The sequence below is a fragment of the Aureimonas frigidaquae genome (assembly GCF_001463905.1).
Classification (GTDB): domain Bacteria; phylum Pseudomonadota; class Alphaproteobacteria; order Rhizobiales; family Rhizobiaceae; genus Aureimonas; species Aureimonas frigidaquae.
Window position 1 is genome coordinate 586,898 of the sequence record NZ_BBWR01000002.1, and the last position, 16,108, is coordinate 603,005.

A 16,108-nucleotide genomic window follows, 5' to 3' on the forward strand; every position below is an offset into this window, starting at 1 on the left:
CTGCTTTCGGTGCGCATCTGAGGCCGCCCCATCGATTCGGTGGGGCGGCCTTTGCATTTGCCGGTCCCATAAGGCGTGGCGCGGCGGCGCCGAAAGCGGTGTCGCCAGCCCCCGGATGATACGGCCTCCCATCGAAAGGCGGGATGGGTCCCTGCACCTTAAGGCTGCATCCGGTCGTGAAAGGATGCGCGCGACAGGACTCAGATGGCGTCGGTGCTAATGCCGAAGGCCAACTTGGCGGAGCGGCTGCAACTTGAGATTCTGCTCTCGTTTTCAAAGCCTTGCTGAAGCAGGGCGGACCCGGGGGTTTCACTCGTGGCGCAATTGCTCAATATGCTTTTTCTGGCCGTCAACGGCGCGTTGGCGGTTCCCGCCACCATTTACGGTACCGAAATCGCGGCCGGCTTCCTGCCGCGCCGGAAGGCCGTTCCGGCATCCATCGACCGGCGGCCTTCGGTCGCGGTGCTGGTGCCCGCCCATAACGAAGAAGCCAATATCCGCTCGACGCTCGACACCGTCCTGCCGCAGATGCGGGATGGCGATCGCGTCGTGGTGGTGGCCGACAATTGCGAGGATCGCACCGCCGAGCTTGCCCGCGCTGCCGGCGCGGAAGTGGTGGTGCGCTACGATCCGCAGCGGCGCGGCAAGGGCTATGCCCTGGATGCGGGCGTGGCCTTCATCGCCAAGCGGCCGCCGGACTGCCTTCTGATCATCGACGCCGATTGCACGCTGTCTCCAGGCAGCGTCGATATCCTGCTGCGCCAGGTCGCGGCGACGAACAAGCCGGCCCAGGCCATCTACCTCATGGGCGCTCCGGCGGGCGCGCCCCTGGAAACCCAGGTGGCGGCCTTCGCCTATGTCATCAAGAACCATGCACGGCCGCTCGGCCTCTGCCGGCTGGGCATGCCCAACCAGCTGATGGGCACCGGCATGGCCTTCCCCTGGAAGGCGCTGGAAAAGGTGGATCTGGCAAACGGCCACCTGACCGAAGACCTCAAGCTTGGGCTCGACCTCGCCCAGGAGGGGTATGAGCCGTATCTGTGCGAGGATGCGCGGGTCACCAGCGAATTCCCCTCGACCGAACAGGGGCTGAAGTCGCAGCGCTCGCGCTGGGAAAGCGGTCATCTGTCCATGCTGTACCGGGCCATCGGCGGCTTTTTCAAGCCGGGGGTCCTGCGCCAGCGCGGCGCGCTCGTCCTGTCGCTCGACATGATGGTGCCGCCGCTCACCCTGCTCCTGATGCTAATCATGCTCATGCTGATCGTCACCGGCCTCTTCGCTGTCTTCAGCGGGCATGTCGGCGCGCTCATCCTGGCCCTGATCAACGTGGCCGTCGTCGGCTTCGCCTCCTTGGCGGGGTGGTTCCGATATGGCCGCGATATCCTGCCGGCGCGTGCCTTCGGGCACATCGCCACCTACGCGCTCGGCAAGATCCCGCTTTACGTCAACAAGCTCATTTTGCGGCGCGACAGCTCGGCCTGGGTTCGGACCGATCGCAATCGCACGAAGCCGTCAACGCAATTGCATCCGTAAGGGCGCCCGCGTGGCGCCCGTGTAATCGGCACGCCGTTCGCCCCTCGGGGTGACGGCGGCGCCGACAAGACCCTTTCAACCGATCGACAGCCTCGACCCGGCGCTTCCGGGCCGAACGGTCCCTTATTGCGAGGCCGCAATGGCGCTTATCGAAAATCCGTCGCAGGTCGTAACCTCCGCAGCCGGCCATCGCCGGCGTTCCGGCAGGACGCTGCACTACGAATCCGTTTCCACCGCGGTTGCGGCCCTCGATGCGCTGCTCATCGTCGCCAGCAGTGTGGCGGCGGGCATGGCCTATCACTGGCTGGCCTTCGGGGTGGTCATCGATCCCTCGCCCTGGTTCGGCGTCGGCATCACCATCGCCGCATCCTTCGTCATGGTGATGAACGCCCGCGGCCTCTACCGCCCGACGGCGCTCCTGTCCTTTTCGCTCCAGATCCGCTCCATCCTGGCGGCGGGCATCGGCATCATGGCCTTCCTGGCGGCGGTCGCCTTCTTCCTGAAGATCGGCGAGGTCTTCTCGCGCGCCTCCATGATGGCCTTCCTGCTTCTGGCGGTCACCGTCCTGTGCACGAGCCGGATCATCCTGAAGCGCACCCTGCGCTCGGCCATCGCGCACGGTCTGTTCCAGATGAAGCGGGTCCTGCTCATCTGCGGCGAATCCTTCGGCTACGAGAAGCTGGCTTCCGAAGTGTCGGGTTACGGCCTGTCGGTGCAGCATGTCCTGCGCTGCCAGAACGATGATTTCTCGGTCCTGTCGGGCGCCTTCGGCTCGGGCATCAACTTCTCGGTGGATGAGGTCCTGGTGGCGACGCCGGCCGCCAACCTGCCCAATATCGACATGCTCCTGACGGAGCTGCGCGCCCTGCCCCTGCCCATCAAGGTCGTGGTCAGCGATCTCGCCACCGGGCTCGTCGCCCAGTCGATCCGTCATATTGGCGGCAACATCGCCTTCGAGGTGCAGCGCCGCCCCCTCACCATCGTCGAGCGTATGATGAAGCGCCTCTTCGACATTGCCTTCGCCGGTACGGCACTCCTGTTCTTGGCGCCGCTCCTGGCCGTCGTGGCCATCGCCATCAAGCTGGACAGCCCCGGCCCGGTCTTCTTCCGGCAGATGCGCCGCGGCTACAACAACGAGGCGTTCCGCATCGTCAAGTTCCGGTCCATGCGCGTCATGGAAGATGGCGACACCGTGCGCCAGGCCCGCCGGGACGATGACCGCATCACCCGCGTCGGCGCCTTCATCCGCGCCAAGAGCATCGACGAGCTGCCGCAGTTCTGGAACGTCCTGATGGGCCAGATGTCGATCGTCGGTCCGCGCCCCCACGCCGTGGCACATGACCGGGAATACGACCTGATCCTGCGCAAATATACCTTCCGCCGGCATGCCAAGCCGGGCCTGACGGGCTGGGCGCAGATCAACGGCCATCGCGGCGAAACGCCGACCTTGAGCCATATGGAGGCCCGGCTGACCTATGATCTGTGGTACATCCACAACTGGTCGTTCTGGCTGGACCTGCGCATCGTCGGACGGACCGTCATCGAGATGCTGAACTCCAAGACCGCCTACTGACGCGGCCGCGCCACGCACCGGACACTGCAAGGCCCCTGTCGCCAAGGCGACGGGGGCCTTCGCATTTCTGGGCGGCGCAGCGGGTCGGCATGGCCGTCGCATGACTGGACATGCCGGGCACGACATGCGGTATGCTCCGGCAATGCGAGACGCTGACGATACCCCCGCAGGCACGCGCCCGATCCAGTCGATCACGCGTGCCGTGGCGATCCTGGAAATCATCGCACGTGAGGGCGGGGCCGCGTCCCTGAAAGAGATTGCGGACCGCACCGGACTCGGCAAGACCACGGCCCACAACATACTGCGCACGCTGGGCGAGCTGGGTTATGTCCGGCGGCGCGTGGGAGACACCCGCTATCACCTGGGCGGCCGCATCCTGAACCTTTCACGCATGGCCGGTGACGACAGCGCGCTTCGCAACCGACTGCGCCCGGCCCTGGAGGCGATCGCCCACAAGAGCGGAGAGACGGTCTACCTGGCCGTGCCGAGCGCACTGCGCCTGGTGCTTGCCGGCCTTGCCGTATCGCTCGCGGCCCTGCCCTTCACGGCAAGCCAGCTCGTTCCGATGCTCGGCAACATGTTCGTATGCGGCATCTTCGCCTTTGCAACCGCGCCCATCGTGCAGGCGGGCGTGGTGGCGGTGGCGCAGGCGGAAGCGCCGGATGCGGTGGGCACGGCGTCCGGCTTCAACATCGCCGCGTTCAACCTTGGAATCGCGGCGGCCTCCTTCGTCGGGGGGCGTCTCGTGGCCGGCCCGGGATTGCTGGTGACACCCTGGGCCGCCCTCGCCGCCGCGATCGTCGCCTTCGGTATGGCCCACGCGATGGGCCGGGCGAGCCGCCCCGCAGCAAGCGCCTAGGCGTTGGACGGAAAGGCTCAAAGCGTGATGGCAGTCACCACATGCTCCGCCGTCACGCAAAGCCGCCCGGCCCAGACCGTCCCGGCGCGGAAAGGGCCGATATCGGCCTGCCAGGTGGCCGTGAAGGTGCCAGCCGCCGGCTCGGCCCGAATGTCGAAGATCTCGAAGCCGAAAAGCGTTCGGGTGACAGGATACTGCGCCTTGTAGCAGCATTCCTTGGCGCTGAAGACGATCCGCGCCATCCACCCCGCATCTTCCGCGCCGAGCGCGCTAAGCCGCGCGCGCTCATCCGCAAGGAGCACCGTGTCGAAGAGTTCGGCGGGCAGCGGTTCGGCCTCCTCGATGTCGAGGCCCAGCATGCGCACCTTCTGCCCCGCGCGCGCCAACGCCACGCCGCACAGGCGCGGCGAATGGCTGATCGAGCCGATCAGCCCGGCGGGCCATTGCGGCGCCCGATCCGCCCCCGCCGGGATCGGCAAGGGCGCCAAGCCGAGCGCCTGCATGGCCCTGCGCGCCAGGACCCGGCCGGTGGCGAACTCCGCCTGCCGGCGTGGATGGGCGCGGGCCATGGCGCTCGCCTCCAACGGCAAAAGCCCCTCCGCCCCAAAGGGCGGAAGGGCTTCTGCAGTCGCAATCGCTGGGCTGAAAAGGCCCGGCAGCAAGCTCATCCCGTCTCCCGCATCCGCGTGATGCCGCCGCGGCGTTCGTTCATGGCGTTCCGCCGCATGGCAGCACGATCGGCCACCCTGTTCAAGCGCTCGTCCGCGCCGCTATCGCCGCCAATATGAGCCGACAGGGCGCCGGCCGTCGGGAAGCGGAACAGATCGGTAATGGTCAGTTGCGGCGCGACGGAGGCTTTCAGCTCCCGATGGGCCTGGACCGCCAGCAGCGAGTGGCCGCCAAGGGCGAAGAAGCTGTCGCCAAGCCCGACCCGATCGACGCCCAGGATCCGCTGGAACACTTCCACCACCGCGCGCTGGACCGCATTGTCCGGCGCCTCGTAGACCGCGGGCGCGGCCTTCGCCTCGACCGCATCGGGCCGGGGCAGCGCCTTGCGATCCACCTTGGCGTTCGGCGTCAGCGGGAAGGCGTCGAGCGTGACGAAATGCGCCGGGATCATGTAGTCCGGCAGATCGCGGGCCAGGGCGGCACGCAGGGTCTCGTCGCCGACGGCCGCGCCCTCGACCCGCAGATAGGCCACCAGGCGCACATCGTCCTGCCGGTCCTCACGCGCCATGACGACGGCCTCGGCCACGCCGGGCACCGCGTTCAACCGCGTCTCGATCTCGCCCAGTTCGATGCGGTAACCGCGCACCTTCACCTGATGATCGGCCCGGCCGAGGAAGTTCAGCGTACCATCCGGGGCGAAGGAGACGAGATCGCCCGTCCGGTACATCCGCCCGCCTGCGAAGGGGTTGGGCAGGAAGCGTTCGGCCGTCAGATCCGGCCGGTTCAGATAGCCGCGCGTCACCCCGTCGCCGCCGATATAGAGTTCGCCCGGCATGGACGGCGGCACCGGACGTCCCTGATCGTCGAGCGCATAGAGCTGCGTGTTGGCGATGGGCCGGCCCAGCGGCACGACACCGTCGACGGCGTGGACCTGCAGCGTAGAAGACCAGATGGTTGTCTCCGTCGGCCCGTACATGTTGTCGATCGTGGCGCCCGACATGCCTGTCAGATCCCGCACGAGCGCGCCATGCAGCGCCTCCCCGCCCAGGAAGAGATGCCGGACGGCCGAAAGCGCCGCACGGTTTTCGTCCGAGTTCAGGAACATGCGCGCCATGGAGGGCGTGCACTGCAGATGCGTCACGCCGTGACGAGCGATCAGCTCCGCGAAGCCGCCGGAGGTTGCGAGCGCCGGCGCGGCTGCGGCCACGCCGCGATTGCGCGCGACAAGCTCTGCCAGCGGCCGAAGACCGGCCAACGCCGTCTCCGTATCCACCCCGAAGTCGATCAGGCAGGCGACGTCATCGACCCCGATCGCGGCGATCTGGTCCAGGCGCCGGGCACCGTCGTCGATCGTGCCGAACAGGCCGGAATCCTCGAAGTAGCGCTGGAAGGCGAATTCCAGGATGGCGTCCACCTCGTCCGCGGCGAGCGAGCGCAGGTCGATATCCATGGCATTGCTCGCGCCGGCGGGGCGCTTGAAGGCCGGGAAGGCCCAGGCATACTGCTTGATTAGCGCGGCGGCGCTGCGCAGATACTCCTTCATGGGCTGACGGGCGGCATCGCGCACGCTTTCACGGTCCTTGCCGATCAGCGTATGCAGCATCAAGGTCACCTTGAACGCGGCCGGGTCGCGCCCGCATTCGCGCAGGGTATCGCGGTAGATGCGGATCTTGTCGGCCAGCTCATCGACAGACTGGCCGAGCAGATGGGTCAGGACGTTGGCGCCGGCACGGGCCGCGTCGCGGTAGGTGTCCGGGTTGCCCGCCGTGGTGATCCACACCGGCAGTTCGGGCTGCACCGGGCGCGGCTGCGTCACATAGGAAGCGGTGCCGGCGCCGAAGTCGAAATCCACCGCATCGCCGCGCCACAGGCGGCGCAGCGTCTCCAGATCGCGCAGGAGCGCGGCCTTGTTGTTGGGCGGGACATTGTCCGGCCGCAGGGCAAAATCTTCCGGCATCCAGCCCGATGCCACGGCGATGCCGACGCGGCCGTCGCTCAGATTGTCGAGGACGGCCCATTCCTCCGCCACGCGCAGCGGATGGTGCAGCGGCAGGACGCAGCTCCCCGCCCGGATAGCCAGGTTGCGCGTTACGGCCGCGACGGCCGCACCGGTGACGGCCGGGTTCGGATAGGGTCCGCCAAAGGCATGGAAGTGGCGCTCGGGCGTCCAGATGGACTGGAAACCGTGCTCGTCGGCAAAGCGCGCGCCTTCCAGAAGGAGGCGGTACTTGGCCGGGCCGGCACCGTCGTCATTGCCCCAGTAGAAAAGGCCGAAATCGAGAGGCCGCAGCGTACCCGGAAGGTCGTGCGCGGTGGCCGGCGCGGTTCCCTCTCCCGAATAGACCACGACCTTGAAGCCGCGCGACAGGGTCCAGAAGAGTTCCAGCACCGAAATGTCGAAGGACAGGCTCGTCACCGCCAGCCAGACGGGCTGGTCAGCCCCGTCGACGCCCTGGATGCGATCGTCCATCCCGGCGAAGAAATTGACGGCGTTGCGGTGCTCGACCATGACGCCCTTCGGCCGGCCGGTCGAGCCGGAGGTGAAGATCACATAGGCAAGGTTGTGCGCCCCGGCCGTGGCGGCGGGGCGGTGCTCCGGCCCCTCCTGCGCCAGGACATCCTCGATGATCAGCGTGCGTACGCCGGCCAACGCGGGGCTGTCGGCCAGGCTGCGCTCGGTCAGCACCACGGGGGCGGCGCTGTCCTCCACCATCATGGCCAGACGGTCGGCCGGGAAATTCGGATCCAGCGGCACGTAAGCGCCGCCGGCCTTGTGGATCGCCAGCGCCCCGACGACGAGATCGACATTGCGCCCGACATGCAGCCCGGCCAGGATATCGGGGCCGACGCCGGCGGCCCGCAGGGCATGCGCCAGCCGGTTCGCGCGGGTTTCGACCTGCGCATAGGTGAGCGCCGTATCGCCATGCACCACCGCCACCGCATCGGGCGTGCGGTCGGCCTGATCCTCGATCAGCCCGTGCAGCGTGGCGGAACGGTCATAGGCGCGGGCCGTGTCGTTCCAGTCGTGGAGCACCATGCGGCGCTCCTGATCGCTCATCAGGGGCAGGTCCGCCAGACGCGCGGCCTCGTCGAAGCCATCGGCCAGAACGCCGAAGCGGGCGGCCAGGGCATCGGCGGCGGCATCGTCGAACCGGTTGCGATCGTGGATCAGCATGGCCCGCCCTTCGGCGAAGGCGAAGGTCAGCGCCGTACCGGGGACGAGTTCGGCAATGTCGGACAGGCCGACGGCCAGCGCCGGCGCGGCAAGGCCCCGCGCCCGGCGCGGCAGATCGGCAAGGCATGCGCCCCGCGCCTTGACCTCCGAAAGATCCGCGGACAGGCGGCGGGCGAAGTCGCCGACGGTCTCGTCGGCCCGCACCTCCACATGCAGCGGAACGGACGGCAGGAAGAAGCCCGGGAAAGCTGCGTCCGCATCGGCGATCGTGTGGTGGCGAAGCGCCAGGTCGAAGGCGGATGCGCCCGACAGGCGCGCCAGGAGCGACGCGGCCACCTCGGCCGTGGCGCGCGCGCCGGTCAGTGCGATCCGCCGGGGCTCCACCGGCGCCTCGACATGGCCGATGCCGGGCAGGTCCAGATCCGCCACCCGGGCGAGCTGGCGGCGGAAGAAGGCTTCCGTGCCGGCGGCGTCCTGACCGATGCGCTGCAGGCGCTCGGCGTCCTCTTGGTTGAGTTGCGGCAGGACCGCGCCGGGCCGCAGCAGCGCCGACAGGGGCCGGCCGGAGCCCGAGGCCCGCACCCGCACCGGACGGTCGGCCGTGGCGATGACGACCTCATCGCCCTCGATATCCATGACGGTTCCGGGGACGCCGCGGGATGCGGCCTCCACCACGCTCACGCTTTCGACCGTATAGACGCCGTCTTCGACCAGGAGCTTGGCCGTCGTCAACGGATTGTCGTAGCCGGGGCCGAAGTCCAGCGCACGGGCGAGCCTCGATACAGCATCCGCGCCCTGATCGAAGGGCAGCACGCCAAGGCCCGCCGGCCGCTGGCGCCGCGCGAAGAGCTGGCGGCCCTCCTGATGCTGGGCCTCCGGGCGCAGCGTGCCGTCTTCCAGCCCGGGCAGCATCTGCGAAAAGGCGGCAAGCCCGGCTTCGAAACATTTGGTGTTGAGCGTCAGGCCCGTATCGTCGGCCGCTATGTCGAAGTCGGCGCGCGCGTAGATGCCACCTTCGTCGATCCCGTCCGTGATCGCATGCCAGCTGATGCCGTGCCGGCCCTCCCCGGCGATCAACGCCCAGCTCGGCGTGTTGAGGCCCGCATAGCGCGGCAGCGGCCCGTCATGGAAGTTGATCGCCGCGCGGCGGGCCCGCTGCCAGACGATCCGCGGGATCATTCGCAGATTGGCGATGCTGAAGAGGTAGTCGAAACCGAAGGGGGACAGCGTCGTCGCCAGATCCTCGCCCCATTCCATGGCCGGAATGCCTTGCGCCTGCGCAAAGGAGCGAATGGCCGGGTTGGCGGTGACGATGGCGCTGATGGAATGGCCACGGGCTGTCAGCAGCTTGCCGCACTCGACGAGCAGGGACTCGTCGCCAACCAGAACGCATTGAAAAGCTGCCATCGCAATCGGCTCCGAATATTCATTTTTGAAATATCAGGCCGGACTATGGTCAGCCCCGCAGCGCGAGATCAATTTGTCCTTCCGGTGGCAACGGAAGGATGCGGTTGGGTGCATGCCTTACGTCGGATGGCGTAGGGTGCTCCACAATAATATCCGTTCGGCATAAGCCCTCCCTCTCCAAAAGCTATCATGACGGACAGGTCGCGACCGCCTACCCCTATGGCGACGCGGCGCATGCATTTTCAGCCGCCAAAAACTTTTCACGAAACGACCGGCCGGACCGGTCAACCATTTTGGGCGGACGACATGGTCGACGAAGAGATTTCACCCAACGACATCGCCATTGTGGGCATGGCTCTGCGGGTTCCGGGGGCACGGGACGTCTCCACCTTCTGGAAGAATCTCTGCACGGGCGTCGAATCGGTCCGCAGCCTGTCGGCCGAGGAACTGGCCGAGGCCGGCGAATCGGCCGAGCGAATGCACCATCCCAATTATGTGGCCCGGACGGCCGATCTGGAGGGGATGGAGATGTTCGACGCCGACTTCTTCGGGCTGAGCCCGAAGGAAGCGGCGATTATGGACCCGCAGCACCGCCAGTTCCTGGAATGCGCCTGGGAAGCCATGGAAGATGCGGGCCGCACGCCCGGTACGAGCACCGGCCCGGTCGGCGTCTTTGCCGGCTGCGGCATGGGCAGCTACTTCTACTTCAATGTCTGCAGCAACCGGCAGCTCGTCGACGAGACGGGCATGTTCCTGCTGCGCCACACCGGCAACGACAAGGACTTCCTGTCCACGCGCGCCTCCTTCACCTTCGATCTGCGCGGGCCGAGCGTCAACGTGCAGACCGCATGCTCCACCTCGCTCGTGGCCGTGCATTACGCCTGCCAGAGCCTGATGAGCGGCGAGTGCGACATGGCGCTGGCCGGCGGCGTCACGATCGAGCTGCCGCACCGCCGGGGCTATGTGTTCCAGGACGGCGAGATCCTGTCGCCGGATGGCCACTGCCGCGCCTTCGACCATCGCGCTGCCGGCACCGTCTTCGGCAGCGGCGTGGGGATCGTCGCGCTGCGCCGCCTGTCGGATGCGCTGGCCGATGGCGACATCATCCACGCCGTCATCAAGGCCAGTGCGCTGAACAATGACGGCGGCACCAAGGCCGGTTATCTCGCGCCCAGCGTATCGGGCCAGGCCGAGGCGATCGTCGAGGCGCAGGTCCTGTCCGGGCTGCCCGTGGATACGATCGGCTATGTCGAATGCCACGGCACGGGCACCTATCTCGGCGATCCGATCGAGGTCGAAGCCCTGACCCAGGCCTTCCGGCAGGGCACGGACAAGACGGGCTTCTGCCGCATCGGCTCGGTCAAGACCAATATCGGCCATCTGGACACGGCCGCCGGCGTGGTGGGGCTGATCAAGACGGCGCTCAGCGTCAAGCACGGACAGATCCCGCCCAGCCTGAACTACGAGCGTCCCAACCCCTCCATTCCGTTCGATACCTCGCCCTTCGTCGTCAACGACCGGTTGAGCGACTGGCCGAAGCTCGGCGGGCCGCGCCGCGCGGCCATCAACTCGCTCGGCGTCGGCGGCACCAATGCGCATCTGATCCTGGAACAGGCGCCGGCCTCGGCCAATCATGGCGGCCGGCCGGCCAGTGCCGAAAATGACAATGTGCCGCGCCTGCTCGTCTTTTCCGCCAAGAGCCGCAAGGCGCTGGACGGTGCCGTGGAGCGCCTGGCGGCGCGGCTCGGCGCCGATTCCTCGCTCAGCCTTGCCGATGCCGCCTTCACGCTCGGAACGGGCCGCAAGAGCTTCGAGCACCGGCGCGTGGTGGCCGTGCGCGGGCGGCAGGACGCCATCTCCGTCCTGTCCGATCCGGAAAGCCGGCGCCCGCAAACCCACACCGCACTCGACACGAGCGCCGGCGCCGTCTTCATGTTCCCCGGCGGGGGAGCGCAGCATGCCGGCATGGCGGCCCGCCTCTATGCCGAAGACAGTGCCTTCCGCGCCACGGTCGAGGAAGGGCTCGCTGCCCTGGCGCCGGATGCCGCGCGGGAGATCCGGGCCGCCTGGCTCGACGCCGCCCTCGGCGATCCGGCCGCCGCAAGGACGATGCTGAAGCCGTCCGTGCAGTTGCCGGCTATCCTGATCATCGAGATCGCCGTCAGCCGGCACCTCATGGCCCACGGCATCCGCCCCGCGGCGCTGATCGGCCATTCCATGGGCGAGAACGCGGCGGCCTGCATTGCCGGTGTCTTCAGCTATGCCGATGCGGTGCGCCTGGTGCGCCTGCGCGGGGAGCTCTTCGACACGATCGCGCCGGGGGGAATGCTCAGCGTTCCGATGGACCCGGCGGCGCTGCGCGCCTGCCTGCCGGCGGAGCTGGACCTCGCCTCCGTCAACGCGCCGCAATTCTGCGTCGTCTCCGGCCGCAACGAGGATCTGGAGCGGTTCCGCGAGACCCTGCGCCAGCAGGGGGTGGATGCCGCGCGCGTGCCCATCGACATCGCCGCGCATTCGCGCATGCTCGATGTCATCCTGCCGCGCTTCGAGGCATTCCTGCGCTCGATCCGCCTGTCGGCGCCGCGCATTCCCATCATGTCCAACCTGACCGGCACCTGGCTGGCCGATAGCGAGGCGACCGATCCGACCTACTGGTGCCGCCACCTGCGCAGCACCGTCGAGTTCGCCCGCGGCATGGCCGCCCTGAGCGAGGAGAGGACCCGCATCTACATCGAGGTCGGGCCCGGCCGTGCCCTGTCCAGCCTTGCCAAGGCGCAGGGCAGCATCGATGCGAACCTGATCATCAACGCCCTGCCCCATGCGGACGAAGGCGCCGACGACCGGTTGAGCCTGATGACGGCGCTGGGCCGCGCCTGGGCGACCGGCCTTGCCGGCACCTACGCACCGCTCTGGAGCATGCCGGGCGCACGGCGCGCATCGCTGCCGACCTACGCCTTCCAGCACCGCCGCTACTTCATCGAAGCGGCAGCGCCCGAGAGGAGCGACGCGGACACGACACCGCTCCTGCGCCGCGACGATATTGCCGACTGGGGTTGGCGGCCTGTCTTCAAGCGCTCCATCGCCGACATCGAAAGCGACCTCGTCACCGAGCCGCGCTTCTTCCTCGTCTTCCTGGACGAGACGGGCACCGGGGCCGCGCTGGTGGAACGCCTGCGCGCCGAAGGCCATCGCGTGGCAAGCGTGCGGCAGGGCGACAACTTCGCCCGGCGCGCCAAGGATGATTACGTCCTGTGCCCGGAAGGCGGACGCCCCGGCTATGACGCGCTGTTCAGCGGCCTTGCCGCCGATGGGGAACTGCCGTCGGAGATCCTGCATCTCTGGCTCCTGACCGACCGGGAAACGCACCGCGCCGGTTCCAGCTTCTTCCACCGCAACCAGGAATGCGGCTTCTACAGCCTGCTCCACCTGGCGCAGGCCATGGCGGATGCCGGCCTCGGCGCGCCGTTGCATGTGACGGTGGCCACCAACGGCATGATGCGCGTGGGCGACGAGGCCCTGCCCTATCCGGAAAAGGCCACCATCCTCGGCCCCTGCCAGGTTCTGCCGCAGGAAATGCCGGGCGTGACGGTGCGCGTCGTCGATTGCGACCTGCCCTTGGCGTCCGATCATCCGCAGGACCGCCGCCGGCTGTTCAAGCGCAGTTCGGCCGTGGCGCAGCCGCGGCCGGTCGATACCGTCCGGCACCTGTGGGACGAGCTCATGTCCGCCCCGGCCACCGAGCGGGTGGCCTACCGCAAGGGCGAGCGCTGGACCGCCGGGCACGGCCGCCTCAAGCTGCCGAGCACGGGCGAAGTCCCCTTCCGCGAGGGCGGCAGCTACGTCTTTACCGGCGGCCATGGTGATCTTGCCCTGGCGCTCGGCAACGAACTGGCGCGCCGCTACCGCGCCGACATCACGCTCATCGGCCGCCGCAGCCTGCCGCCGCGTGGCGAATGGGCCGCCCTGCGCCGAGCGCTTCCGCGCGGTGACCGCACCCGCCGCGTCATCGAGGGTGTCGAAGCCATCGAGGCGCTGGGCAGCCGCGTTCTGGTGCTGACGGCCGATGTCGGCAACCAGGAGGCGATGTCCGCCGCTATCGCCGACGTCAAGCGCAGCTTCGGGCGCATCGACGGCGTGTTCCACACGGCCGGCCTCGTCAAGGACGACCTGATCCCCCTGAAGACGGAGATGGAAGCCGAGGAAGTGATGGCGCCCAAGGTGCACGGCACCGAGGTCCTGGCCGCCTGCCTGGACGCGGAGACGATCGACTTCCTCGTCCTCTTCTCGTCCACCAGCACGGATACGGCGCCGGCCGGGCAGGTCGACTACGTCGCGGCCAACGCCTACCTGAACGCCTTCGCCGAAAGCTGCCGCGGCCGCCCGGGCCGGCGCACCCTGGCCGTCCACTGGGGTGTCTGGGACGAAACCGGCCTTGCGGCCCGCGCCATGGGCCGCCAGGGTCACGAGGCGAGCCGCGAAGGCGGCCCGGCGCTCGGACCCATCTTCACCCACTGGGTCGCGGACGAGGATGGCGTCGAATGGCTGGAGCGGGACCTGTCGCCCCAGCGTGACTGGCTCCTTGCCGAGCACCGCCTGGCGGACGGACAAGCCCTCCTGCCCGGCACCGGCTATATCGAACTCATGGCAGAGGCCGCACGGGAATACGGGCTTGAGGGTGGCCTGCAGCTCTCCGATCTCGTCTTCCTGCGCCCGCTGGACGTGGCCGACGGTGCGCAGAAGACCGTCCGCCTGCGGCTCGAGAAGCGGCGGGACGGCTGGCGCGCCGAGGTCGTGGCGGCAGCGCCCGGCATGGCCTTCCAGCGCCATGCCGAGGCGGTCCTGACCCCCATGGACCTGCCGGAGCGCACCATCGAGGAAGCCGCCCTGCGTGCCCGTTGCACCCAGCGCAGCATTGCCCCGCGCGGCGGAACGCTGATCGCCTCGCAGGAAGCGCATGTGCGCTTCGGTCCGCGCTGGCGCGTCCTGCGGGAACTGGCCCTCGGCCCGTCCGAGGCGGTGGCGCGGCTGGTCATGGCGCCGGAAGCCGAGGGCGACGACATGATCGTCCATCCGGCCCTCCTCGACATCGCGACCGGATGCGGCATGGACCTCATCCCCAGCTACAAGGCCGATGCCGGCCTGTGGGCACCGGCATCCTACGGCAACATCCGTCTGCATGCGCCACTGGGTGAAGAGATCGTCAGCCATTTGCGGCTGGCCGAGGATGATGGCCTGGGAGACGGCTACGCCGCCTTCGACGTGACCATCGCCAATGCCGACGGCACCGTGGCAATGGAGATCGAGCGTTTTATCGTCAAGCGTCTGGACGGTGCGATGAGCTTCGGCCAGGCCGATTCCGCCGCCCAGCCCGCACGCAAGGCGCCCGCCGCCGCCTCGTCCCCCGCGCTGGCCGCTCTGGCAGCGCAGGTGGCGCAGGGTATCCGGCCGGCGGAAGGCTTCGAGGCGCTGGCCCGCGCCATGGCAACGCGCGAAACGCAGCCGATCATTTCCTCCATGGATCTGAACCTGTTGATCGCCCGCGCGGCACGGCCCGGCGACAGCGAGGCACGGCCATCCCAGCTCTTCGAGCGGCCGGCCCTCGAACGCGACTATGTCGCCCCGCGCGACAGCGTGGAGCGCAAGCTGGCGGAGTTCTGGCGCGAGCTCCTGGGCGTCCAGGAGATCGGCGTCGAGGACAGTTTCTTCGACCTTGGCGGCCATTCGCTGATCGCCGTCCGGCTGTTCCGGATGATCCGGCAGAGCTATGGGCTGGATCTGCCGATCTCGGTCCTGTTCGAGGCTCCGACCATCGCCAGCTCGGCGGCGCTGATCCGCGAGCGGACCGGCGTGAGCGACGATGCCGATGACGCCCGGCCGGCCGCCGCTGCGAGCGATGTGCGCCGCATGACGCATCTCGTGGCCATGCATCCCGGCCGCGACCAGAAGGCGACGCCCTTCTTCCTGTGCGCGGGCATGTTCGGCAACATCCTGAACCTGCGCCATCTGGCGCTGCATCTGGGCGTCGATCGCCCGGTCTATGGCCTGCAGGCGCGTGGCCTCTACGGGATGGAGGCCCCGCACGAGACCTTCGAGGAAGCGGCAGCCGATATCGTGGCCGAGATCCGCAGCATCCAGCCGGAAGGGCCCTATCTCCTGGGTGGCTTCTCGGGTGGCGGCCTGGTGGCCTTCGAGATCGCTCGGCAGCTGACCGAGGCGGGCGAGACCGTGGACCGGCTGATCATGCTGGACACGCCCCTGCCGACCCAGCCGGAGCTCAGCCAGATCGACCGCCTGGACATGAAGCTGCAGGATCTGAAGCGCAACAAGCTGTCCTTCGTCTCGCAGTGGTGGCGCAACCGCCAGCTCTGGGAAAAGGAGCAGCGGGAGCGTGAGTCGGCCGCCGCGCAGGAAAGCGGCAGCGCGCAGTTCCACAACCTCAACATCGAGTCGGCCTTCCGCCGCGCCCTGCAGCGCTACCAGGTCCGCCCCTATGCGGGCGCGGTGCATCTGTTCCGTCCGGTGCCCGATGTCGTCTACCGCCTCCGCGACGGCCGGCGCCTCCAGGAGGGGCGGACCATCGTGCTCGACGACAATGGCTGGACCCCCTATGTAGGCGAACTCATCGTCTCCATCGTGCCGGGGGATCATGACGGAATGGTCCTGGAACCCTGCGTGCGCGTCCTGGCGGCACGGATGCGGCAGTGCCTGTCAGAGGCGCAGACGCCGGCGCGCGAAAGCCAGGCGCTCCTGATGGCCGCCGAGTGAGATGACACAGGCGGAGCGCGCCATGCGGTGCGCCCCGCCTACGCCTTTGGACTCTGTAACGTTGCCGTGAAAGTAGAGATTGCCGGCAACGCATTTTTCGATTTCAATCGGTACGTATCAAAGAAGC

At 68.3% G+C, this 16,108-nt stretch carries 6 protein-coding genes; 4 read left to right on the forward strand and 2 right to left on the reverse strand.

Features of this window, described 5'->3' with window-relative positions; genetic code table 11:
* Positions 1-315 precede the first annotated feature (315 nt).
* The 3 genes from AUL30_RS02715 (at position 316) to AUL30_RS20045 (ending at position 3,965) form a co-directional block, all read left to right on the forward strand.
* Positions 316-1,533 (forward strand): glycosyltransferase family 2 protein, encoded by a 1,218-nt coding sequence (locus tag AUL30_RS02715; RefSeq protein WP_157069825.1) that lies wholly within the window; start codon positions 316-318, stop codon positions 1,531-1,533.
* Between the two features lie 139 nt (positions 1,534-1,672).
* Entirely contained in the window at positions 1,673-3,106 is a 1,434-nt protein-coding gene (locus AUL30_RS02720; protein ID WP_062226277.1) for an undecaprenyl-phosphate glucose phosphotransferase, read from the forward strand.
* A gap of 142 nt (positions 3,107-3,248) precedes the next feature.
* On the forward strand, positions 3,249-3,965 hold the full coding sequence (locus AUL30_RS20045) for a helix-turn-helix domain-containing protein (RefSeq protein WP_244490682.1): 717 nt from the start codon (positions 3,249-3,251) through the stop codon (positions 3,963-3,965).
* 17 nt (positions 3,966-3,982) lie between these two features.
* Here AUL30_RS20045 and AUL30_RS02730 read toward each other — a convergent pair whose 3' ends face one another.
* Together AUL30_RS02730 and AUL30_RS02735 are read right to left on the reverse strand one after the other, a co-directional pair.
* Positions 3,983-4,633: a 4'-phosphopantetheinyl transferase family protein gene (locus AUL30_RS02730; protein WP_083507623.1), complete on the reverse strand. Its 651-nt coding sequence runs from the start codon at positions 4,631-4,633 to the stop codon at positions 3,983-3,985.
* A complete protein-coding gene (locus AUL30_RS02735) occupies positions 4,630-9,216 on the reverse strand; it encodes a MupA/Atu3671 family FMN-dependent luciferase-like monooxygenase (protein WP_062226279.1) in 4,587 nt (1,528 codons plus the stop codon). The genes AUL30_RS02730 and AUL30_RS02735 overlap by 4 nt, the downstream gene beginning before the upstream one ends.
* 306 nt (positions 9,217-9,522) lie before the next feature.
* Here AUL30_RS02735 and AUL30_RS02740 point away from each other — a divergent pair, with 306 nt between their 5' ends.
* A complete protein-coding gene (locus tag AUL30_RS02740) occupies positions 9,523-15,981 on the forward strand; it encodes a type I polyketide synthase (protein ID WP_062226280.1) in 6,459 nt (2,152 codons plus the stop codon).
* Positions 15,982-16,108 lie beyond the last annotated feature (127 nt).

Excerpts from the sequence above, each read along its gene's own strand:
- AUL30_RS02720 (WP_062226277.1), top strand. The coding sequence starts at position 1,673 with ATGGCGCTTATCGAAAATCCGTCGCAGGTCGTAACCTCCGCAGCCGGC.
- AUL30_RS20045 (WP_244490682.1), top strand. The coding sequence starts at position 3,249 with ATGCGAGACGCTGACGATACCCCCGCAGGCACGCGCCCGATCCAGTCG.
- AUL30_RS02730 (WP_083507623.1), bottom strand. The coding sequence starts at position 4,633 with ATGAGCTTGCTGCCGGGCCTTTTCAGCCCAGCGATTGCGACTGCAGAA.
- AUL30_RS02740 (WP_062226280.1), top strand. The coding sequence starts at position 9,523 with ATGGTCGACGAAGAGATTTCACCCAACGACATCGCCATTGTGGGCATG.
- AUL30_RS02735 (WP_062226279.1), bottom strand. The coding sequence starts at position 9,216 with ATGGCAGCTTTTCAATGCGTTCTGGTTGGCGACGAGTCCCTGCTCGTC.